Origin of the sequence: Azomonas agilis (assembly GCF_007830255.1) — a bacterium.
Classification (GTDB): domain Bacteria; phylum Pseudomonadota; class Gammaproteobacteria; order Pseudomonadales; family Pseudomonadaceae; genus Azomonas; species Azomonas agilis.
On sequence record NZ_VLKG01000004.1, the window covers coordinates 248,756 to 269,630 of the forward strand.

General features: G+C 46.6%; 18 protein-coding genes and 1 pseudogene. 10 read left to right on the forward strand and 9 right to left on the reverse strand.

The genetic code is table 11. The features are described 5' to 3' along the window. The first annotated feature begins 4 nt into the window (after nt 1–4). From LX59_RS07450 to LX59_RS07490, 9 genes and pseudogenes are all read left to right on the forward strand, one after another. A complete protein-coding gene (locus tag LX59_RS07450) occupies nt 5–2,350 on the forward strand; it encodes a hypothetical protein (RefSeq protein WP_144571218.1) in 2,346 nt (781 codons plus the stop codon). A gap of 64 nt (nt 2,351–2,414) precedes the next feature. After that, complete coding sequence (locus LX59_RS07455; RefSeq protein WP_144571219.1) at nt 2,415–3,350, forward strand: hypothetical protein; 936 nt, start codon at nt 2,415–2,417, stop codon at nt 3,348–3,350. Nucleotides 3,351–3,369: 19 nt separating this feature from the next. After that, nucleotides 3,370–4,665: a hypothetical protein gene (locus tag LX59_RS07460; RefSeq protein WP_144571220.1), complete on the forward strand. Its 1,296-nt coding sequence runs from the start codon at nt 3,370–3,372 to the stop codon at nt 4,663–4,665. Between the two features lie 3 nt (nt 4,666–4,668). Then, on the forward strand, nt 4,669–6,471 hold the full coding sequence (locus LX59_RS07465; protein WP_144571221.1) for a hypothetical protein: 1,803 nt from the start codon (nt 4,669–4,671) through the stop codon (nt 6,469–6,471). 26 nt (nt 6,472–6,497) lie between these two features. Then, complete coding sequence (locus LX59_RS07470) at nt 6,498–7,580, forward strand: hypothetical protein (protein ID WP_144571222.1); 1,083 nt, start codon at nt 6,498–6,500, stop codon at nt 7,578–7,580. Between the two features lie 442 nt (nt 7,581–8,022). Continuing rightward, nucleotides 8,023–8,175: pseudogene (locus LX59_RS07475) on the forward strand (efflux RND transporter permease subunit); the annotation flags it as partial. A gap of 165 nt (nt 8,176–8,340) precedes the next feature. Beyond that, nucleotides 8,341–8,679: a FagA protein gene (locus LX59_RS07480; RefSeq protein ID WP_246118703.1), complete on the forward strand. Its 339-nt coding sequence runs from the start codon at nt 8,341–8,343 to the stop codon at nt 8,677–8,679. Further along, nucleotides 8,672–10,048 (forward strand): class II fumarate hydratase, encoded by a 1,377-nt coding sequence (locus LX59_RS07485; protein WP_144571223.1) that lies wholly within the window; start codon nt 8,672–8,674, stop codon nt 10,046–10,048. Before LX59_RS07480 ends, LX59_RS07485 begins: the two co-directional genes overlap by 8 nt. A 395-nt stretch (nt 10,049–10,443) precedes the next feature. Further along, a complete protein-coding gene (locus LX59_RS07490) occupies nt 10,444–10,692 on the forward strand; it encodes a DUF2790 domain-containing protein (protein WP_170234347.1) in 249 nt (82 codons plus the stop codon). Between the two features lies 1 nt (nt 10,693). Here the strand turns inward: LX59_RS07490 and LX59_RS07495 are convergent, their stop codons facing one another. The 6 genes from LX59_RS07495 to mhpD all read right to left on the reverse strand — a co-directional run bounded on the left by LX59_RS07495 (nt 10,694) and on the right by mhpD (nt 17,440). Then, complete coding sequence (locus LX59_RS07495; protein ID WP_144571225.1) at nt 10,694–11,884, reverse strand: multidrug effflux MFS transporter; 1,191 nt, start codon at nt 11,882–11,884, stop codon at nt 10,694–10,696. Between the two features lie 28 nt (nt 11,885–11,912). Continuing rightward, nucleotides 11,913–13,190 carry an OprD family porin gene (locus LX59_RS07500; protein WP_144571226.1) on the reverse strand — a complete coding sequence of 426 codons (1,278 nt, stop codon included), beginning with the start codon at nt 13,188–13,190 and terminating at the stop codon, nt 11,913–11,915. Nucleotides 13,191–13,328: 138 nt separating this feature from the next. After that, nucleotides 13,329–14,585, reverse strand: a complete 1,257-nt coding sequence (mhpT, locus tag LX59_RS07505; RefSeq protein WP_144571227.1) for a 3-(3-hydroxy-phenyl)propionate transporter MhpT — start codon at nt 14,583–14,585, stop codon at nt 13,329–13,331. 61 nt (nt 14,586–14,646) lie between these two features. Further along, on the reverse strand, nt 14,647–15,666 hold the full coding sequence (gene dmpG, locus LX59_RS07510; RefSeq protein ID WP_144571228.1) for a 4-hydroxy-2-oxovalerate aldolase: 1,020 nt from the start codon (nt 15,664–15,666) through the stop codon (nt 14,647–14,649). Between the two features lie 10 nt (nt 15,667–15,676). After that, the gene (locus tag LX59_RS07515) at nt 15,677–16,612 is read right to left on the reverse strand and encodes an acetaldehyde dehydrogenase (acetylating) (protein ID WP_144571229.1); all 936 of its coding nucleotides are present in this window, start codon (nt 16,610–16,612) and stop codon (nt 15,677–15,679) included. A 36-nt stretch (nt 16,613–16,648) separates the two neighbouring features. Beyond that, nucleotides 16,649–17,440: a 2-keto-4-pentenoate hydratase gene (mhpD, locus tag LX59_RS07520; RefSeq protein ID WP_144571230.1), complete on the reverse strand. Its 792-nt coding sequence runs from the start codon at nt 17,438–17,440 to the stop codon at nt 16,649–16,651. Between the two features lie 145 nt (nt 17,441–17,585). On the opposite strand from mhpD, the gene LX59_RS07525 reads away from it, so the two are divergent. After that, nucleotides 17,586–18,413 (forward strand): DNA-binding transcriptional regulator, encoded by an 828-nt coding sequence (locus tag LX59_RS07525; protein WP_246118704.1) that lies wholly within the window; start codon nt 17,586–17,588, stop codon nt 18,411–18,413. A 45-nt stretch (nt 18,414–18,458) separates the two neighbouring features. Here LX59_RS07525 and hcaD read toward each other — a convergent pair whose 3' ends face one another. The 3 genes from hcaD to hcaC are packed head-to-tail and all read right to left on the reverse strand — an operon-like array spanning nt 18,459 to nt 20,874. Further along, nucleotides 18,459–19,706, reverse strand: a complete 1,248-nt coding sequence (gene hcaD, locus LX59_RS07530) for a 3-phenylpropionate/cinnamic acid dioxygenase ferredoxin--NAD(+) reductase subunit (protein WP_144571231.1) — start codon at nt 19,704–19,706, stop codon at nt 18,459–18,461. A 32-nt stretch (nt 19,707–19,738) separates the two neighbouring features. Beyond that, nucleotides 19,739–20,551: a 3-phenylpropionate-dihydrodiol/cinnamic acid-dihydrodiol dehydrogenase gene (gene hcaB, locus LX59_RS07535; protein ID WP_144571232.1), complete on the reverse strand. Its 813-nt coding sequence runs from the start codon at nt 20,549–20,551 to the stop codon at nt 19,739–19,741. Further along, on the reverse strand, nt 20,551–20,874 hold the full coding sequence (hcaC, locus tag LX59_RS07540) for a 3-phenylpropionate/cinnamic acid dioxygenase ferredoxin subunit (protein ID WP_144571233.1): 324 nt from the start codon (nt 20,872–20,874) through the stop codon (nt 20,551–20,553). The genes hcaB and hcaC overlap by 1 nt, the downstream gene beginning before the upstream one ends. Nucleotide 20,875 lies beyond the last annotated feature (1 nt).

Sequence of the window (20,875 nt, forward strand, 5' to 3'; positions counted from 1 at the left end):
AGCCATGAGCGTATTAAACTTTCCCCGTATTTACTGCAATGGCCACATGTTCTGGAATCCACCTACGGCCAACAATAACGACGTATATCCGCTGTATGATGCGGTTAAAATGGATCTTAATTGGCCATTTTTGTCTTATTATGGTATCACTCCAGATAATGCTCGTACCCAATTAATGCCTTGGATTATTGCCCCTTTAGCAATAGATCAAGTACCAGATTATGTATTACAAGTTCCCGGCAATGCCTCTCCTAGTGCTTACCCAATGATCCCTGCGGAATGGGATCTCTTTGGCGATAATGCCTGCGGTGCGGTCAATTATAAAGATATTCGCTCGCGTATTATCGGCGGCGAATTTCAGGCAAATACTTATATTGATCAAGATGCTTTAGTCAATAAGGAATTCCAACTACTGGGCAATCCTTTTGGCAGTAATAGCCCCACTCCAGCGCGTTTTGTTGATGTTAGTCCTTGGCAAAATACTTTTACTGCTTTGTATTTCGACAAACTGGTATTAGGAGATAGTCAGTCTGGTTTAACTCTAAACCGTGAGTATCGCATGCTGGATCGCTTCCTAAACTTTAATTGGGGCGCATTAGGTGGGTTAAATTACGTTACTACTACTTGGCAAACTTGCTTCCCCAAAGACAACCTGCAATGGATCATCGGCGATTCGGTGCTGTTACAGACATTGCAACAGCAAATGGAGCAACAGCAGGCCCAAGGGCTTATGTTCCGCTTCTCGACCTACCTGACTTTCTACGACCGTAACGGTATTTTTAACGACTACCCACCGATCAATACGCGGTCACATAGTCCTGCAGATTTAGAAAACGTACAGGCGATGTACCAAAAGGGATTGGACAATGTCGCTGATATCTTTTTTAACCCAGCTTACAGTCGTACTGCTGGAACTTTAGGCTTATGGTTTGCTGATGAGTTTCCTACAGCACCTTCCGGCCGGCGTTTAATACCGCAATCAGCAGTACCGCTCAGCAATGATCAAACTAATACTTCAGCGGCCCTAGGTATAACCTCAACACAGATTCAAGGGAGCTTGTTGTCCTTAGATTTGGGAAATACATTCCCCTTTTATCCTCTGCCCAATACTACAGATACTGTTCCTGTGGCTGAAAAATACCAAGCTGGAGATTACCAAATCGGCTTCTCGGAGGCAGGGTTATTTATTCCTGTAGCCAAGTTTGGGTTTGATCAATATAACCAAGCAGCCTTTGATAAACGTTCCGGTATTTTGGACTTAGACTTAAAACTTGATGAAGAGCACTTAAGTAAATTACAGAGTCTAAATGCACCACCCTTGGAGTTAAGACTAATTACAGGCCAAGTTGCAGCCACTCAACAAAAATGGACAGCAGAAGTTATTGAAAGCGGTAGTTTTATTGATGTGGGCGATACTAAAACATTAAATATCATGGTGCAGTGTGATGGTAAGCCTGCTGTAAATACTACGTTATGGGTAGCAGAATATAATAACCCATTTATGTTAACTACCAGTAATTACTACTTAGCATTCGATAATGACATTGACTTTGTGTTGTTTTTTGATGATCCACAAGATCGTAGTCAGAATAAACCAAGCCTGCCCCAATTTGTAGGAACAGCTATCCCGCAAAGCTTTGCTACTTTGGGTAGTGGTCGCGATTTAGGGGCTATTGAATCAAGCGCTAACACAGATTTTACGCCTATCAGTTACCAGAGCTATTTAAAAACACCTGCTGCACTGGTATTAAGCCCTTGTTTAGAATTTGCACAGTCTATTGCTAAGGTTGGTACTCTGGATAACGGAGCCCAAGTTGATTATAACTTGGCTAAAGTACAAACTAACGCACAGGGTATTGCTCAAGTAACCATAACTGCCGTTGCACCGGGCTTCCCGACTTTGCGCTTTTTTGTGCAAGAGAGCAGCGATCAGGACCCAGCCACTCCCTTCAGTTTTAATTACATGGAGGCCTATACTGATTTTCTAGCTCCCCTACGGGTATTGCCTGAAGAGCCAAATTTAATGCAAGACTTCATTAACTATTGGAATAGTATCTATACTCAAAAAGATGCTAAGCAACAAATCTGGGATGGATTTATTTACCCCCAGATTTTTGAGCCTTTCTATTATCTGTATCCAATCATGGATAAATACATGCCCTTAAATTCTTTACAACGAATTGAAGGAGCTATTGATCAGCTATTGATTTTAATTAGCAAGTCCTACCAAGAGGAAAGTACACTAGCCATGCCTATTACCCGGGACTTACCTCAAAGTCGCCGTGCTGTGTTAGAGCGCTGGGCTAATGACTTAGTAAAACTTCAATATCCTCCAAGACCGCTCAGTTAATCGACATATAATAAAGTACACAGGATTATTTAATCCTGTGTACGATATAAAAAAGGAACATACCATGATAAGCCGCATTTCTGCTGGGTTGTTATCGGCAACTCTGCTGATTAATTATTCTCTCTGTGCTGCACAGGATCAAGGTGATGTGTACTTCACTAACGGCGTGCACAATAATCTAGGCTGTAATAAGTCCAATGGTAATTGTATTGCTAAACGCAATCCGGAGGATCCGAGTGATCCTTTCTTTCCGGCCACTTGGGTGAGTGATTGGATCATGTATCGAGTCACTCAAAACTATGAGCATAACCCACCACCTTATAGCAACCCACCTGAAACTTTAAAAGCTGAAGACTATACCGTATCTCACGGTACTAGTTATTATGATACTACTTATATTCCTGCTGATGGAGATGGCTATGGTGCGATGATGGAGCACTATGAGAACTATTGTCTGCCCATCTTTCCCATCAAAGATAATAACTACACCTGCTCGTTTATTTCACTGGGTAATAAGGCGTACTTTCTAACTTATGAAAAAGATCGCCCCAAAACCATGCCAGAGTGTTGTCTATTTTCACCAATGAACCATCCAGCACGACAGGACTTTATCCAGCATTTACCCTATAGCCCTGTGCGTAGCCAGAATTTGCAAGGCAGTGTGCAAGCCTATGCTCTGGATGTGGCTTCACCCCAGGGGCCAATCCTATTCGGTTATGCCTTTTATAAGCAGGCTACCCGCTCTGGTGTAGAACAATCCTTATTCCGTCATCCGCAATCCTTCTATTTTTCGGGCGATACCACCCTTGCTAATGCACCCATTGTTAGCCAGAACTACGTTAATTTCCGCATTGAAAAACCAGATCCAGCTAAAACATGGGATCTAGTTGCTCAAAAATGCCCTATAAACCCTGAACCCTGCCAATTATTTAACCCGCCGGAATCTTTGGCGAATGGTGCTAAACCCCAATGGAACAATCTTCAGCCTACTAATCCTTAAACGGGCAAGGAGTGCCACTATGAATAACCGCTTTCGTTTAACAGGGCTTGCTCTAGCACTATCTACCAGCTTGTCTGCGATCGCTCTTGAACAACCTCAACAGTCCAGTTCTGTCAGTACAGCCTGCCAACCACCTGCAACAGCTCCTGAGGCTGATGCCAGCCAACAGGATTTTGACCGCTATAGTTGGAATGTATTTGTTGCCCTCAATTGGCCCGCTCAAACTGGTCAGCGAGGTCAACCGGATTGCAGCCAACCTCTAGGCTCATCGGGGCCCAGTGTTTGGCAAAGTTATAAAACCCTGGATGAGATATTTTTACCCAATGGCCAAAATCCGGGGCCTTGGAATTCTCCACTGGAAACTCGAAGTCTGAGCCAAATTAATATCGCAGCCTTAAAGAATACTTCGGTGGTGGGTGCAATTGATCAGGCTGTGGGAGGTTGGTTAATTGATCAACGAGGTAATCCCACTTACTACGATATTGCAGCCAATCAAACTTCTTATGACTACATTGTAGAAAATAACTTCTATAATGCTGATATTGTCAGCAAAGCTAAGGATATCAATTTTCCAAATCAGGCTACAGAAATTAAAACCGCTTGGCGTATTCTTACTGCTCAAGATGATGCCAGCCGTTACCTAACTATGCAGGCTCAGGTAGCGCAATTTGATACTCAAGGCCAACCCACTGGTAATACTACTGAAGCAACTCTTGGGCTGGTAGGGATGCATATTATTGTTAAGGCTCCGGGGTATCCGCAGTGGATTTGGTCCACTTTTGAGCAAGTTGATAATGTGCCACCAAAGGTTAAGAATCCCGATGGAACATGGAGTAATCAACCCCAAGTAGGCATTAATTACAGTTATTTTGATGCCAATGCTCCGGCAGACAGCCTAAATCAATCGCCCTGCACGTGGCAGCAGCAAGGGAAAAATTTGATATGTACGCCCAAAGCAGGTACCAGTTTTCAAACTCCTAACCCCTTGGATCGTACTACGCCCATCATCACTGCTACCGCTGAGGTGAATGCTCAGTATCAGCAAGATTTGCAAAATACTCTGCTCAAGTACTACCAACTAATTACCACGCAAAGACCTAAGTATCCCGATAATCCCAGCAATCCTTTAGGGCAGCCCACTCCTGCAATCTCAGCGAATGTAACTATGGAAAGTTATATCCAGCCCAACAGTAGCTGTATGCAGTGTCACTCTATGGCCCAAGCAGTTAATAGTGTGTATCGGTCTGACTATTCATATCTGTTTAAATTTGCCAAATCCCCAAGTACTCTCAAAGACAACAAGGACGAGCAATAAGCTATGAGCATCTTAAATGGATCAAGGTTAAATTTTTGGGGTGGTATCCGCACCGATGTCAGTGTTCCTAATAACTCACCCAGCATTCCAGTGGGCTCGGAGAATGAGACACTTCAACTATTTGATTTAACTATTTCCCAAGTAGCCCAAGAAGCTCAGAGTTATACGGATGATCAACTTAATAATATGATCAATGCCCCCACGGGTGATTATTATACCGCTGGAGGTTGGAATCATTACGGACAGCATGTAGTGGACATGCAAAATGTATTAGTCAGCTCCCAGGGTAGTCCTAATAATATCAGTACTGTGGGTGATCTAGTAGGGCAGCCCGTTTATCTATTGGGTTCGGCTGATCCTATAACAGGCCAACCCCCTGTTTCTGGGCCGATGATGGTGGATTTAGATCCTACCAACGGTACCAGTACACAAATCTACATTGGAGGTTTATTAATAGGTACAAGCAGCAACCCCCAACTATTAATTCGCAGTGATGTGGTGGCCAGCAGTTTTGATGTTAATCAACGCTTGCTTAATGGTGAGTCTGATGCACCCGGATCATCAAAATTTAGCGGTACCTTTCAGGTTACTTTTCCGTTAACCAGCATTGTTAGCTGGAACCAAAACAGCCCCATCCTAAAAGATATTATCGAGGCACCTGAAGCAACGGGCATTGTCGTGCGTTTTGTAATGTTCGAAATGTGCCCTACCATGACGACCCAAGAACTGGATGATGATTACGCAGCCAATCAGTTCACTCCAAATCCCAGTATTGGGCGGGTCATCGGTACTCTAGCAACAGCCTTTGCTGATGAGCCATTAATTTGCCCCGTAGGCCGTCAGCTAGTTAATAAAGATATATCCAGTGTTGGCTATGCCCAATTAATACCCAGTGGTCTGAGTATTGATATGGTTAACTTAATTCCTAAGGAAAACTTTCGCCCAATACGTACAGACATTACCAGCCCTATCGAACCTAATATAAATTATGGCGATCTAAGCATCAATGCGGGTAGTACGCTAATAACCACCTTGGACTCTAATAGTTCAGTGCTAACTGACTATTACCTTTATGGTGGCATCGTCGATATCTCATTAACATCCGAGCAAACTAATTTACTACAAGAGTCTGCAATTTGTATTACGGGGTCAGAAATTGTTGCTGAGACCAGTCTCAATATATATGAATGCCCTTATCGTATCTATTGCGATCAACGTAACCTTTATATGAGTGATTATCCTCAAGGGATATCTCTCAGCTTACAGGTACGCTACTTGGGTGGCCCTATTCCTCATAATACATTCATGACTGTAGTCTCCTCTCCATCAGGTAGCTATAAAAAACCTGAATATTGGGATTTACTTGAACACCCTAAAGTTATCCATTTGATTCAGGGCCAAACCTCTGTTGAGGTGCCTATTACCCGTAAAGTCTCTAGTTATGGACAGGCGGGTTATACCTGTTTGACCTATTCTATTTGGGATGTTGAAAGCTTTTCTGGTTTTACTAATTTCCGTTGTTATGCAAATACTGATTTTGGAATTCCAGCAGGTAGTATGGTTACTTGGGAGCAAGTTTACCCCTATGTGCTGCGTTTCCACTATTTAGCCTTCCCTGCTATGTCGCGCTATATTCCTCTTAATCAGCAAGATGCTATTTGGAATGCTCGGCAAGCGATCCTTGCCCGAACATCAGATGCTTATAAGGGAACCACTCTGTATATGCCTGTAGTGCGCTCCATGTCCCCCAGCCAACGGGCCTTACTTAAGGCTTATCTCACTAATACGCCTTGGCAGCCCTTGTAAGTATTTTGATAAAGGATGATCAATATATGCAGAAATTAACAAACATCCGTATTCCCGCACAGCCTCACGAGGCTCTGTGTTCCAGCACTATTATTGCTGATGGATTACTCAATCCAAGGGGCATCAGCGTACAAGCTGATGGCAGCTTGCTGCTGATTGAGGCGGGCACAGGCCATACTGATACTCCCTTTAGTGGCCGTATCAGCCAGCTACAACCGGCCGCCCAAGGTTCTAGTACGCACTACTTGGCTCCTGAGATTTTAGTGCAAGGATACCGCTCCATGAATATGCAGCAGCGCATGCTGCGGGATGAAATCATGGGGTTATCGGATATTAGTTGCCTAGGCGGCCACTGTTTCGCCAGCCTGACCGACTATGTCGAAGGCTCAAAAGTAGTGGATTTACAACACAACCCCCCAGAGCCTGTGTTTTATAGCGAAGGCAACCTCAATGCTCTGTGCTATCACCCAACACGCCGTAGTTGGTTGTCAGTTAAACCTGACACCAACCAAGTCGTGGAATTTACCTTCGAGCGAGGTGAGCAAGAACTGGTAAAACTCCCTGATTTAGAGCAGGGTCAAGAGGCTGTCCCCGTCGTTTTAGTGTACGAACCCGCCACTGATGCACTCCTTATTACGCTTTTCTCTGGAGAAATGCGCCAAGATCCCAGCTTAGCCGGCATTGAGTTTATTAAAAATGCGGGCCAAGTTATCCGTGTTTGGCCTGATGATGGACGCATTGAGCCGGTCATCACTGATCTACAATTGCCTACGGGATTGGCCGTAACGCCGCAGGGCTCAATTCTGGTACTGGAATTATGCGACCAACTGCTACAACCACTGACACTGGACTGGGACGGAGCACCAGTACATGGCGGCTTTGAGCGTTTTAGCGGCCGCTTGCTGCACTGTGATCTAAATACAGGGGAGGTTTCGGTACTCGCTAAAAATTTAGACACTCCTTCTAACCTGTGTTTGCTTCCTGATGCAGTGCTTGTTAGCGAAGGTATGGGGTTAACGGGTCGCATGATACCGACTCCAAATAATGAGGTGGTACCATTAACCGGCAGGATCAGACGTGTAGCACTTCCATTCCTGCAAGGCGCTTAAAAGCTTTTTCAAAGTGAGCTACTATGCCGCTAACACTGGATTAATCCAGTGTTAGTTGGTTTCAGCTCATCTTGCTTGACCAAAGCCTTCACTCCAAACTGCTTAGTTTGCTTTGGAAGACTGGCCTAAAACCGCTTAAATATCGTAGAGGCGATGGTTTGGAATCGAAGTGCTTAAGAGTGCACCTAAAAAACAAAGTACCTCGATATATCATTTCACTCAAAATGCAGAAGTGTATTTTCCTGATAGTACCTAAAGTATTTTTTGACTGGCCTTATTGTCATTGTCCGCCTAGGGCATAAGTTTATGAAGCAAACTTCACCAGTATTATTCTGGTGGTTTTATCTGTTTTAAAACACAGTACTAAATTTGTATTATTCATAAGGTAATATATTTTTACCAAAATATCTGTATATAGTTCTATACGCTTTTTGACCCGTTTACCTCCTGTATGGCTTCCCTAGACTTTGTACCTATCGCATTAGCGACTGGAACTGAAGCTAAAGTGCAACGACTTCTGGCTACCGTTGTGATTGGGGGTATTTTGTCCTCCACTGTGCTCGCTCTTTTAGTCCTACCCGCTCTCTACCAATGAGTACATCGTGACAGGTTCTTAGATGAGCGGTAGGATCCTCGCTGTTTTTGATATTGATTATTATTTGATAATAATGATTAATAGCGTTTTAGCTGTGAGGATGATGAAGCAATGTTCAAATCGTGCAACAGACCATGCCCTGATTGCTGGAACTGGCAGGGCTTCATGATTCGTTGTGCCCTAAGGCCCAATGAACCCCGTTTAATCGACTGTTTTATGAGTTTGGGCATTAGCCTTGTCGAGCGAGGTCAAGTCAGCCCTTGGCATATGTCGTACAAAAGCTTGAATTTATTTTTCGATACGGCCTGTGACAGAGCCCTACCTTGGCATTGGCGGAGCCTATGTCTTGATCATGCATGGCAACCCCTATACAGCTTGCAGCGGCTGGCTAATAACCCCGAACGACAAAATCGCCTCAACCAAATGCGTTACCGTCTGAGTACCTTACGGCTACAACCCTCTTTATCCCCCACGGAACTAGCAGAAGGAAATCCCTATGAGTAACAGCAGAATAGAGCGTGACAGTATGGGCGAATTGGCTGTTCCAGTCGAAGCCTTATACGGAGCGCAAACTCAGCGGGCGGTAAGTAACTTCCCCGTATCCGGCTTGCGCATGCCCTTGGCCTTTATCAAGGCACTGATTCTGGCCAAAATTGCCGCTGCAAAAGCTAACGTCGAACTTGAGCAGCTTGCTCCAGAGTTAGGCCAAGCGATTGTGGGTGCGAGCCAGCAGCTACTGGAAGGGGATTTTATGCAGCATTTTCCGGTTGACGTATTTCAAACGGGTTCTGGTACCAGTACCAACATGAACGCCAACGAGGTAATCGCAACGCTAGCGAGCCGTATTTCTAACGATAAAGTCAACCCAAACGATCACGTCAACTGTGGTCAAAGCAGCAACGATATTATTCCCTCCTGTATTCACATCAGTGCAGCCATTGAGCTGAGCGAACAGTTGTTACCGGCGTTAGAACACCTAGTTGAAGTGATTCGCAAAAAATCGGTGGAGGTGCATCCCTATGTGAAAACAGGGCGTACCCACTTGATGGACGCGATGCCAGTGCGTATGAGTCAAGTATTGAATGGCTGGGCTCATCAAATTCAGTCAAATATTCAGCACCTTAAAGCTCTACAACCCAGCCTACAGGCTCTCGCTCAGGGGGGTACCGCTGTAGGTACAGGAATTAATGCTCACCCACAGTTTTCTGAGTATTTTTGCAAGGAGCTTCAGAGCGTAACCGGAATTTCCTTTACCCCTGGAGAAAATTTCTTTGCGCTGATCGGATCTCAAGACACCGCAGTAGCTCTATCCGGTCAATTAAAAACAACTGCTGTCAGTTTGATGAAGATCGCTAATGACCTACGCTGGATGAATTCTGGCCCTCTAGCAGGTTTGGCAGAAATCGAGCTGGAGGCCTTGCAACCCGGTTCATCTATTATGCCGGGCAAGGTGAATCCCGTTATCCCGGAAGCCACCGCTATGGTTTCGGCACAGGTCATAGGCAACGATGCGACCATTGCAATAGCAGGCCAGTCAGGAAACTTTGAACTGAACGTCATGCTACCGATTATTGCCTACAACCTACTGAACAGTATTGAGCTCTTAAGTAACATTAGTCTTTTGTTGGCTGATCGCGCTATTGCTAGCTTTAAAGTGAATCAGCCTAAAATCAAAGAAGCTTTAGATCGTAATCCGATTTTAGTCACCGCTTTGAATCCTCTCATCGGATATTTGAAAGCTGCAGATATTGCTAAACAAGCTTACCGTGAAGGTCGCCCTATTATCGAAGTAGCCTTAGAAAACACAGATCTTAAGCGCGAAGAATTAGAGCAACTATTGAACCCTGAAAAATTAACCGAGGGTGGTTTGTAACAGTTTGGTAAGGGTGAGCCGTTGCGGTCTCGGTTAAAAGCCTTGGCCGTTGAGTAGTTAACCTATGGGTATTTGTTGCTCCATTCAAATACTGCTGCATTAGGCGATCTTCAAAATTTGCTCCCCATGTACTACAACGCACGGAAAAACTAAAAGGATGCACCGCATCAGATAGCATCCAATCCAATGCGTCGCGCCGATGGCCGCTACTCACGTGAGGGTGAATCATTCACCCTCTATTTTATGGCCCTTTGATGATGGGAAGGATTACCTTTCATGATCCGTTTATTTATGTTTTACCAAAAAAACAAAGTGTTTTTACTGTTTGTTCATTAATAAATTGAAAATTAGCTTGTATATTAACCGCGATTGAGCTGATGCCTTTTGGGGATAATATGCAAAAAATTATATTTTTTATAGCATTCGTTTTTATAGGAATAAATGCTTATGCTTTAGAAGCTACTGAAGCTCACACCTATTTCTATGGAGATGATCTTGATATAGCCTCCGTTGTTTTAATAAAGACTTCGGACTCAATAAATTTTGACTGCGGAGCATTGAGTGAAGAAATGATATACAAAGATTCCAATGGAAAAGAGCATAAACTGATATACAAAGTAGTCTCTAAAAGTTGTCAGTGGTAAATTATTTTTTATCGATTAAGCTGCATCCAGCAAATAAACTACAGCAGACACCTGTTAAAACCATCATCCAATACATGGGTGTTGGTGTTCCGTCTTGAAGGCTACTCACTAATGCACTAAATAAAGCACCTAATCCAAACTGCACAGCAATGGCCAGTCCAGCGGCAGCACCAGATTGCTCTCTAAACTCCGTTAATAAATTAGCTAAACAGTTTGCTCCAAGCATGCCAGTAACACTGATTGATAGGAAGGATAAGACACTGCCTAAAAATAGCGGATACTGTACAAGAGCGATGCAGATAAAAAACCCAATACTTGATATAAGTGTAATAGCAGCCCCTGCTAGCAACATTTTCTTAGAACCAAATCTAAAAACCAGTTTTGAGTTTAATAAGGTTACACTAATAATTCCAAGACCATTTATGAAAAATATCCAAGAGTACGCTTGAGGAGATAACTGAAAAAACTCTATATAGATAAAGGGAGAAGCCGCAATGAATGAAAACATCCCCGCAAACGAAAATCCCATACACAGAATATAACTCATTGAGCGTAAGCTGCGTAATACATCTATATACCCAAGCATTGCTTTTAGTATAGACTGGCTCCGCTCATTAATGTTTTTTGTTTCCGCTACAAAAATATAGCTGGATATAAAACATAGAACTCCAAATATAAGTAATACGCCAAATACTATCCTCCAACCAAAGGCTAGTATTAGATATCCACCAATCACAGGTGCTGTTAAAATAGTCAGCATGGTTGTCACATGCATGATAGATAATATTCGTGCGGCAGAGGTGATGGGGTAAATATCTCGAACAATAGCTCGTGCTAATACAGAGGTTGCGGCTGCTCCTAGACCCTGTAGAAATCTAAATTTGATAAGATAGTCTGAACTGCTAGCAATAAAACAACCCATTGTAGCAAGTAAATAAACTACTATTCCAATAAGCAATAATTTTCTTCTCCCAAAATGATCTGATAGAGGGCCATATACAAGCATTCCTCCGGTCAGTCCGGCCAGGAAGGCGCTGATGGTTAACTGTATTTGTGGTTCTGAAGCATTTAAATTGGCTGCTATGAGCGGCAAGCTTGGTAAATACATGTCAATAGATAAGGGAGCTATTGCCACTAAAGCTGCTAGTAACACTAAGATATATTTAGGTTGGTTATTTAAAATGATACTCATGATAATAAAATCCTTTTCATCCTAAAAATCACCAAATTTTCCAAGTGTAATCAATGTTAATTCGAGTTTCATTGTCATCTCTCGTTGAGGCATTGGGCGCAAAACTGTTTTGGTATCGTGCATTTCTAAGGCGCAGTGCTAATCCTTTGAGCGGCCCGGATTGAAGGGCATAAGCAATTTCTATATCTCGTTCTGTTTCGCTTTGATTTTTTCCACCCAATCGCTCAGGAAGGTTAATATTCGTACCCTTCATAAATCTAAACATAGTGCGTAAACCCGGAATACCTAAAGCAGCAAAATTATAGTCGTAGCGCACATTCCAATAATGTTCATCATTGTTAATAAACTCTGAGCTTAGGGCATACTCTGAAATGGTATGAGGTTCTGATGAGGCTATATAAGGCATCGCTGTATCTCCACTGAGTAAGTGTCCACTTAACGTTAACCGATGCGGCCCCATGCTGTAGCTAAACGCCAAGCCCAGATTTTGATTGTCTACAGAGCCTGCTTTACCCTCACCTTCTTCATCACTGATAAAGTAACGCATCTCCGTTTTTAGCTCACCGGGGCCAATCTTTTTCTGATGAATAAAGGAAAAATAATTCTGTTGATAAATTTCATCTAATCGAGCATGAAAATAGCTCAAGGTTAAATCTTGAGAATATTTGTAATCTCCACCAAAGAATATAAATTCATCCGACTCGGCGGCACCGTTAAATCGTCCATTGGGAGCGGCAATAGTTATTTTTTGATAGTTGGTTGAATCACGCTGATTCATTCTATTTAAGTAGCCAGAGTGCAGAGTTAATCCTTGAATATCCTTTGATTGGAGATAACCACCTTTAAAGGTTTGCCAAAGTAATCTCGCTGGACTACTGATTAAAATAGGTAGTTGAGGGGCTACTGTACCAACATATAATTCGGTTTGTGAGTAGCGTAGTTTTCCAGTTAAGCCAAGTTCTGCATACTCATCTTGAGCTTTACCGCTGTGCCGATCAACAGGTAATAAATTAGTACCTGTTCGATCACGGGAGGAGTCTAACTTCACGCCCCACATGCCCTGTAGATCTAAACCAAAACCCACAGGCCCTTCTGTAAATCCAGATTTTATATTTAAAATAAACCCCTGTGCCCACTCTCGACGCGCTGAAACATTGGTTTCTCCCTTATAGTCTCGATCAAAGTAAAAGTTGCGAAACATCAATGTTCCATGACTGTCTTCAATAAATCCGGCGGCTTTTAAATTTTGTGGCGCGGTAGCCAAAAACAGCAGAACACTTGCTGTGATCTTTTTAGAGTTCAGCATTGAGATACCTGTTTTTATTTTTGTTTTTTATAACAACGATAAACAAGCCACAAAAAGGTTAAGGGGCGTTGTTTAGATCTAAATGTTTTGGGGTGGTATAAGATAAACTAGGCGCTCAAAGCGCCTAGTTTATGAGGCTTAGTTCAGCGCCAAATCTTGTCGGCGACGCTGTAGTAGAAGATAAGACATAGCGCAGGCTGCCAGCAAAATCCCCGGAGCTGAAGCGAGCATAACGCCTGCTGCCCCTGCTCCTGTAGCCAGCATGTGGCCTGCCACTAAGGGGCCTGTCATGGCTCCTAAGCGTCCAACTGCAACGGCTGAACCCACCCCTGAAGCCCGAACCTCTGTCTGATAGAAGAGAGGAGCTAACGCATAGAGAACCAGTTGGCCGCCAACAGCAAAGAATCCGGCAATAAATCCTGCCCCCAGCATACTGTTGAAGTTGGCAGCAGCTCCCAGTGCCATTAAAGCGGCTAAAATTCCTAAGTAGGTCAAAACGGTCATGAGCATAGGATGCAGGCGATCCATCAAAGCCCCCAAGGCCAGGGTGCCCAGAGTGGCGCCTATTTGCAGGGAGAACATGACTAAGTTGGCCTGATTTGCCGCAAATCCCTGACCAATGATCAAAGACGGCAGCCAGTTAATCAGCATGTACACCACCATGAGGGTGAAGAAGTAAGCCACCCACAGCAGCAATGTGGGAACAGCCGAGCCTTCTTTAAACAAGCCTTGCCAGAGGCTGGGTGGAGCTATTGCATTCTCACCCTGAGCCCGTTGTTGCTGACGCTCCCGGAATGCAGCCGATTCGGGTAGCCAGAATGCCAATAAGGGCGCGACCAACAGAGGAGCAATACCGCCCACGAAGAACACGGTTTTCCAACCCGTTTCAAAGCCCCCTAAACCAATGAGGGCTGCTAATGAGGCTCCAAGCGGAACGCCGCAATACATCAGGCTTACAGCCAAGCCCCGATGGCGTGGGCCCGCCGCCTCTGAGGAAAGGGCGATTAAGTTAGGCAAGGCCGCTCCCAGACCTACCCCGGTCATAAAGCGGGCAACCAGTAGGCTTATCGCATCCCAAGCGTAGGCGGTGGCGATAGAGAACACACCAAACAAAATGACGGCGGCGATCAGCACCCATTTGCGGCCAATGCGATCAGCCAATCGGCCTCCGACCAAGGCGCCCGGCAATAAGCCGAGAATGCCAGCTCCAAAAATCCAGCCCATCCAGGCTTTGTCTAGCTGGAAGGCCGCAGCCATACCTGGACCTGCAATGCCGGGAGCTTGTAGATCTAGACCCTCCAGCAGCGCGACAATGAAGCACAAACCAATGGTGGTTTTGGTTCGAATAGCTTGTGCGGGCGGTGCCGCTTCTAAAGATTCAGCAACAGGGTTCATAACAACAGTACCTTTGATTGTTTTTGTCGGTACAACATCAGGGGGTTGGTTGTGGGGTAAATCAGGGCTTCAGCAGATCCAGAGCTACGTCGACGATCATGTCTTCCTGCCCGCCGACCATGCGACGACGACCCAGTTCGACCAGAATATCCACGGTTTTGAGGCCGTATTTATGAGCAGCCACTTCGGAATGGCGCAGGAAGCTGGAGTACACACCGGCATAACCTAAAGCCAGGGTTTCCCGATCCACGCGCACAGGGCGATCTTGCAACGGACGCACGATGTCGTCGGCTGCATCCATTAGGGTGTAGAGGTCAGTACCGTGCTCCCAACCCAAACGCTCGGCAGCGGCAATAAAGACTTCTAAAGGCGCATTACCGGCTCCGGCACCCATACCGGCCAGACTAGCGTCGATACGGTCACAGCCCTCTTCCACGGCGACAATGGAGTTGGCCACACCAAGGCTTAGGTTGTGGTGGGCATGCATGCCGGTTTGCGTCGCGGAATCCAGTACATCCTTAACCGCACGGAAACGATCGCGGATGTCGTGCATGCTCATGGCGCCCCCCGAGTCCACCACATAAATGCAGGTGGCGCCGTAGCTTTCCATCTTCTTAGCTTCAACGGCTAGGTTCTGCGGGGTCGTCATGTGGCTCATCATCAAAAAGCCCACAGTGTCCATGCCCAGCTTGCGCGCATGTTCAATGTGCTGACGGGAGACATCGGCCTCGGTGCAATGGGTAGCTACCCGCACAATGCGGGCGCCGGCTTTATAGGCGTTATCCAGATCGTGAACTGTGCCAATACCGGGCAACAAGAGGGTCGCAATCTGCGCGTGACTGATGACTTCGGCTACGGCCTCAATCCATTCCAGATCGGTATGGGCACCAAAGCCATAGTTGAAGCTGGAACCCTGTAGACCATCCCCGTGGGCCACTTCAATAGAGTCTACCTTGGCTTTGTCCAAAGCGCGGGCAATGTCCTGTACCTGTTTGATGGAGTATTGATGGCGAATGGCATGGCTACCGTCGCGCAGGGTGACATCGGAGATGTAGAGTTTCTTTCCGGGCTTGAAGGTCATGGGCGACTCCTTAAGCGAGCAGAGATTGGGCCATACGCTCGGCAGTAGCCAGCGCAGCGGAGGTCATGATGTCGAGGTTTCCGGCATAGGCCGGTAGGTAATGAGCTGCCCCTTCAACCTCTAGGAAAATGGAGGTTTTCAGTCCACTCAAGTAGCCCAATCCGGGGATATTCAAGGGTGCTTCGCCAGAGATCACATCAAACTGAACCCGTTGCTTCAGGCGATAACCCGGTACGTAGCTCTGCACAGCCTTGGCCATTTCGTCGATGGAGGCTTCAACCTGAGCTTGATCGGCCAAATCTGAAAGGACGTACACGGTATCGCGCATGATCAACGGCGGTTCTGCCGGATTGAGTACGATGATGGCTTTGCCTTTCTGAGCCCCGCCAATCACCTCGATGGCTTTGGAGGTGGTTTCGGTGAACTCATCGATATTGGCCCGTGTGCCCGGCCCCGCGGATTTACTGGAAATCGAAGCCACAATTTCCGCGTAGTGCACGCGCGCAATCCGCGATACCGCCGCGACCATAGGAATGGTGGCTTGGCCTCCGCAGGTCACCATATTCAGGTTTTTGGCCTGAAGGTTGGCCTCTAGGTTCACCACCGGAACGCAATACGGCCCAATAGCGGCCGGGGTAAGGTCGATAATCCGCAGATCGGGTTTCAGTCCGCGCAAAAACACTTCGTTTTTCAGGTGTGCACTCGCAGAAGTGGCATCAAAAATCACGTCAATTTCTGAAAACACCGGCAAGCGGGTAAGCCCTTCTACACCCTCTGCTGTTGTGGCCACCCCCAAACGGGCGGCGCGCGCTAAACCATCGGACGCGGGATCAATGCCGACAAAGGCCCCCATTTCCAAAAACTGTCCGTGACGCATGATCTTAATCATCAGATCGGTGCCGATGTTACCCGAACCGATAATGGCTACCTTGAGCTTGTTTTTCATCGTTATTGTTGCCTCTTATGCACGCCACATGAGGGGTTAGTGAGGGCTAAACTCCACACTCACCCGTCCAATTCCTTCGATTTCTGCGTCAAAGCGATCACCGGGAGCGACATTCACCATGGGGCCTAATGCGCCCGTTAGAATTAAGTCGCCGGCTTTTAAGGGGTCGCCCAAACGCGCCATAGTGCGCGCTAACCACATGGCTGCATTCAGTGGGTGGCCTAGGCACTCCATACCGCTGCCTTGGGAAACTTCCTCAGCGTTGCGCGTCATACGCATGCTGGCCCGCGCTAAGTCCAATCCTGCTAAGTGTTGGACTGGCCCTCCTAATACAAAGCAGCCACTGGAGGCGTTATCCGCTACGGTATCGACGAAGCGAATATCCCAGGCTTGAATTCGACTGCCCACTACTTCTAAAGCGGGAAGCACCCAAGCCACCGCTTCCATTAATTCAGGAAGTGTGGTGTCGGGATGGGGTAAGTCTTTATTGAGGATTAAGGCAATTTCTGCCTCAATCTTTGGTTGTAATATACGGCTAAATGGAATTTGCTCATTGTCCCCATAGGACATATCAGCAAATAAAGTCCCAAAATCGGGTTGATCGACACCTAGTTGTTTCTGAACTTTAAGATTCGTTAATCCAATCTTTTTGCCTACCACTCTTCGCCCTTGGTTACAAGAGTAAGCAATATTTAAGCGCTGAATAGCGTACGCACTTTCTGTATCATGCTCGCTAATAATAGAACGGATTGGAGCACATGGTTCATTAGATAATTCTGCTGTGCGTAATAGTTCAGCTGCTTTCTCTAAGGCTAGCTTGTTTGACATAAATTTATTAGCTCGCTAGTTTAGTTGTCGTTTTTAAAAAGTGCGGATTAATACAGTATTATATAAATACTCCTTTAGTGCTTTCTTTGATTTTAGATTGCACTCTGTACCCAAAACAACAAAAATAGTCTTTGATGTGCACCTGATGCACAAGAAAATAAGAGCTAAAATAATGATTGAGCAAAATCAAACTGAATATAAAAAAGTACGCGGATTAATCAGAGGGATACAGCTTCTAAATGCCCTAAATAGACTGGATGGCGGAGCAACAGCATCCGAGTTATCCGGTATTACAGGTATTCATCGAACAACCGTGCGCCGTATTTTGGAAACACTTCAAGACGAGGGTTATGTTTATCGCAGCGCCTCTGATGACCGATTTAAACTCAGCATTAAAGTGCGGGAGCTTAGTGAAGGCTTTCGTGATGAACAGTGGATTGCCGGATTGGCTGCACCATTACTTGGAGATTTATTGCAAAAGGTAGTTTGGCCCACCGATATTTGTACTCTAGACATTGATGCCATGGTTGTTCGAGAAACAACGCATAGATTCAGTCGATTATCCTTCCACCGCTCTATGGTTGGAAGAAGATTACCCATGTTAATTACCGCAGCCGGAAGAGCCTATATTGCTCACTGTCCTGATTCAGAACGTGAAAAAATATTAAAAATACTGGCCTCCCGTAATGATGCCCAATCAGAGCTTGCGAAAAACCCTACCTTTATTGAAGGAATAATTAATAGAACCAGACGGCAGGGGTATGCAGAAAATAAAAATTATTGGCAGGAGGAACCTAAAATTTCGGCGATTGCACTGCCCATAAAACACCATGAGCAAGTGATGGGCTGTTTAAATCTGATTTATGTCGCCAAAGCAATGGCTACAGAAGATGCTGCTAAAAAATACTTACCCAGTATGCAAGCTATGGTTGCAAGGTTAGAACAAGATATTTGTGAATCTGACCTTTATTAATCATCATGACACCCAACCCATTTTATGGATTGGGTGTAGCTTTAGTTAAGCGGCTAATGCGCTCTGAACAACCAGCTTTCGCAGATCTTGTTTAGGATCTAGCAATAGTTCAGGATTCGACAGCTCAGCCGCTACTGAAATCAACTGTTTTGCGGGGCGCATTTCTTTACCGTTGTTAAAGGTAATAGCGCCCACAACGCAGCCATCACGTAAGCCAAATTGGGTGTAACGATCGGGCCGGTTACCGCGCGTTACCCACTCATCGACCTCTATGCTACCGGCTACCTGAATGTTGCTGCCGTATTGATCCGTCCAGTACCAAGGCAAATCCGGATCACAGGGCAAGCCGGTCAACATGGATCGCACCACCGATTGCGCCTGATTTTGGGCATTACTCCAAGTCTCTTGCCGTATGTAACGGCCCAGCTGTGGCTGCCACTGGCGAGCCACATCCCCTGCCGCATAAATACCGGGTGCCGAAGTCATACCGTATTCATCAATCAGAATGCCGTCTTCAACCTTCAGGCCTGAGGCTTGAGCCAGTTCAACATTCAGATGCACACCGATGCCGTACACCACCAAATCGCCGACAAAGACCTCTCCGTTTTGGCTGTGCAACTGTACAGAACCGTTGGCGGCATGATCGGCCTTGACCAGATCAACGTCAAAAACACAGCGCACGCCCTGATCGCGGTGCAACTCTAATAAGGCTTGAGCCAAATGTACGGGAGCCGCCCGCGCCATCAGGCGATCACCACGTTCTAACAGGGTGACTTCAGCGCCCAAAGTACGCGCACTGGCCGCCACTTCAAGGCCAATCACGCCGCCACCCACAACCAGTATGCGTGCCCCCGGTTGTATCCGCTTCGCCAAAGCTTGAGCGTCTTTCATGGAGCGCAATTGCAGCGCATCCTTACCTAAGGCATCCAACAGGGGGTAGGGTCTGGCCCGTGCGCCAGTGGCCAAAAGCAGTTTGTCGAAGTGAATCTGCTCACCCGAGGCCAGTTCCAACATATGGGTATGAATATCGATATGGGTTGCTGGAATACCAAAGCGACACTCAATATTTTGGCTGGAGTAGAAGGCACTGTCGAAAATCGTGGGTTTGGCCGTTGCCGGGGTCAGTAATACTTCTTTTGATAAAGGAGGGCGCTCGTAAGGAAGGTGCGGTTCATCTCCCACCAGAAGGATACGCCCCCCAAATCCCGACTCACGAAGACTCGACACGGCAACGGCTCCGGCCTGACCGGCACCCACCACGATGTAGCACTCTTTAGAGGTTTTTTGAGTCATGGTTGTGTCCTCAAAGACAGTAAAAGCTGCTGTTACAGCGTTAAGCCGCCCGCTACATGGCGAATGCCTCGAATGCCTAAACCGCAATCGGCATTGATCACTACGCCACTGAGGGTTCTGTTGTTGGCCCGTGAGGCCAAAAGCACAAAGGGGCCGACAAAATCCGCCGGATCAGGAAAAACCTGTAGGGGCAAAATAGCCCGAATGGCCTCCGGACTTCGGGAATCCATAATGGCCATGTCCTGCTGACCTAAGGCGCTGGGGCCGCGTAAATCACTGGCCATGCCGCTGGGGCCTACCGCATTTACCCGTACTTTGGGGGCCAGCTCGTAAGCCAGCTCCCGCATTAAGCCCAACACCGCGTGTTTGGAGGCAGTGTATAAAGGCCCGCCGCCGCCCGGATAAAACGCCGAGTTAGAAAGGGTGAAAATCATCGAGCCTTGACTGGACAACAGGGCGGGAGCCGCCGCTTTAGCACCCAACAAACAGCCCTTGACGTTGATGGCAAAGAGCTCCTCAAAGCCTTGGTTTAAGGCCTCCATGTCGGTGCCAACCAGGGTTGCGCCATGATCCCAAAGCGCCGCATTACCGATGAAGCAATCCAGTTTGCCAAAGCGCTCCTGCATCGCCGCCACGGCGCGCCGGTTAGCGTCTGGGTCTGTCACATCACCTGTGACAGCCACCACCGCCGTTCCAAAGTCAGCCTGTAACTGCTGAACCTTCTCCGGTGAGCGCTCCAACACGCCCACCTGAGCGCCTTCCTCAAGAAAGCGTTCGACAATGGCTCGCCCTAATCCAGAACCGCCGCCAGTGATTAAGCAGGATTCCCCTTGTAGCCAAGTCATCAGGCGGCCTCCTCGGGCATATCCAAGTAAATTTCCCCGTCCTCAACCACTACCGGAAAGGTCTGTAGTGGTTCAGTGGCCGGTTGGCAGAGAGCCGCCCCCGTTTTTAAGCAAAAACGGGCGGTGTGGATGGGGCACTCAACGGTACTGTCGTGGTCGTCCAGATATCCTTCCGAGATTGAAGCCGTAGCATGGGTACACAAATCGGCCACCGCGTAAAAATCCTCTCCGACATGAAAGAGTGCTACCGCCGGTTGGGTGTCCACCCGGAGGCTTTCTCCGGAGGGCAGCTCAGTCACTGAGCACACATGAACGCGGGCCATG

What these genes read in the sequence shown, in the direction of transcription:
- LX59_RS07450 (WP_144571218.1), top strand. Translation starts at nt 5, where the DNA reads ATGAGCGTATTAAACTTTCCCCGTATTTACTGCAATGGCCACATGTTC.
- LX59_RS07455 (WP_144571219.1), top strand. Translation starts at nt 2,415, where the DNA reads ATGATAAGCCGCATTTCTGCTGGGTTGTTATCGGCAACTCTGCTGATT.
- LX59_RS07460 (WP_144571220.1), top strand. Translation starts at nt 3,370, where the DNA reads ATGAATAACCGCTTTCGTTTAACAGGGCTTGCTCTAGCACTATCTACC.
- LX59_RS07465 (WP_144571221.1), top strand. Translation starts at nt 4,669, where the DNA reads ATGAGCATCTTAAATGGATCAAGGTTAAATTTTTGGGGTGGTATCCGC.
- LX59_RS07470 (WP_144571222.1), top strand. Translation starts at nt 6,498, where the DNA reads ATGCAGAAATTAACAAACATCCGTATTCCCGCACAGCCTCACGAGGCT.
- LX59_RS07480 (WP_246118703.1), top strand. Translation starts at nt 8,341, where the DNA reads ATGATTCGTTGTGCCCTAAGGCCCAATGAACCCCGTTTAATCGACTGT.
- LX59_RS07485 (WP_144571223.1), top strand. Translation starts at nt 8,672, where the DNA reads ATGAGTAACAGCAGAATAGAGCGTGACAGTATGGGCGAATTGGCTGTT.
- LX59_RS07490 (WP_170234347.1), top strand. Translation starts at nt 10,444, where the DNA reads ATGCAAAAAATTATATTTTTTATAGCATTCGTTTTTATAGGAATAAAT.
- LX59_RS07495 (WP_144571225.1), bottom strand. Translation starts at nt 11,884, where the DNA reads ATGAGTATCATTTTAAATAACCAACCTAAATATATCTTAGTGTTACTA.
- LX59_RS07500 (WP_144571226.1), bottom strand. Translation starts at nt 13,190, where the DNA reads ATGCTGAACTCTAAAAAGATCACAGCAAGTGTTCTGCTGTTTTTGGCT.
- mhpT (WP_144571227.1), bottom strand. Translation starts at nt 14,585, where the DNA reads ATGAACCCTGTTGCTGAATCTTTAGAAGCGGCACCGCCCGCACAAGCT.
- dmpG (WP_144571228.1), bottom strand. Translation starts at nt 15,666, where the DNA reads ATGACCTTCAAGCCCGGAAAGAAACTCTACATCTCCGATGTCACCCTG.
- LX59_RS07515 (WP_144571229.1), bottom strand. Translation starts at nt 16,612, where the DNA reads ATGAAAAACAAGCTCAAGGTAGCCATTATCGGTTCGGGTAACATCGGC.
- mhpD (WP_144571230.1), bottom strand. Translation starts at nt 17,440, where the DNA reads ATGTCAAACAAGCTAGCCTTAGAGAAAGCAGCTGAACTATTACGCACA.
- LX59_RS07525 (WP_246118704.1), top strand. Translation starts at nt 17,586, where the DNA reads ATGCACAAGAAAATAAGAGCTAAAATAATGATTGAGCAAAATCAAACT.
- hcaD (WP_144571231.1), bottom strand. Translation starts at nt 19,706, where the DNA reads ATGACTCAAAAAACCTCTAAAGAGTGCTACATCGTGGTGGGTGCCGGT.
- hcaB (WP_144571232.1), bottom strand. Translation starts at nt 20,551, where the DNA reads ATGACTTGGCTACAAGGGGAATCCTGCTTAATCACTGGCGGCGGTTCT.
- hcaC (WP_144571233.1), bottom strand. Translation starts at nt 20,874, where the DNA reads ATGGCCCGCGTTCATGTGTGCTCAGTGACTGAGCTGCCCTCCGGAGAA.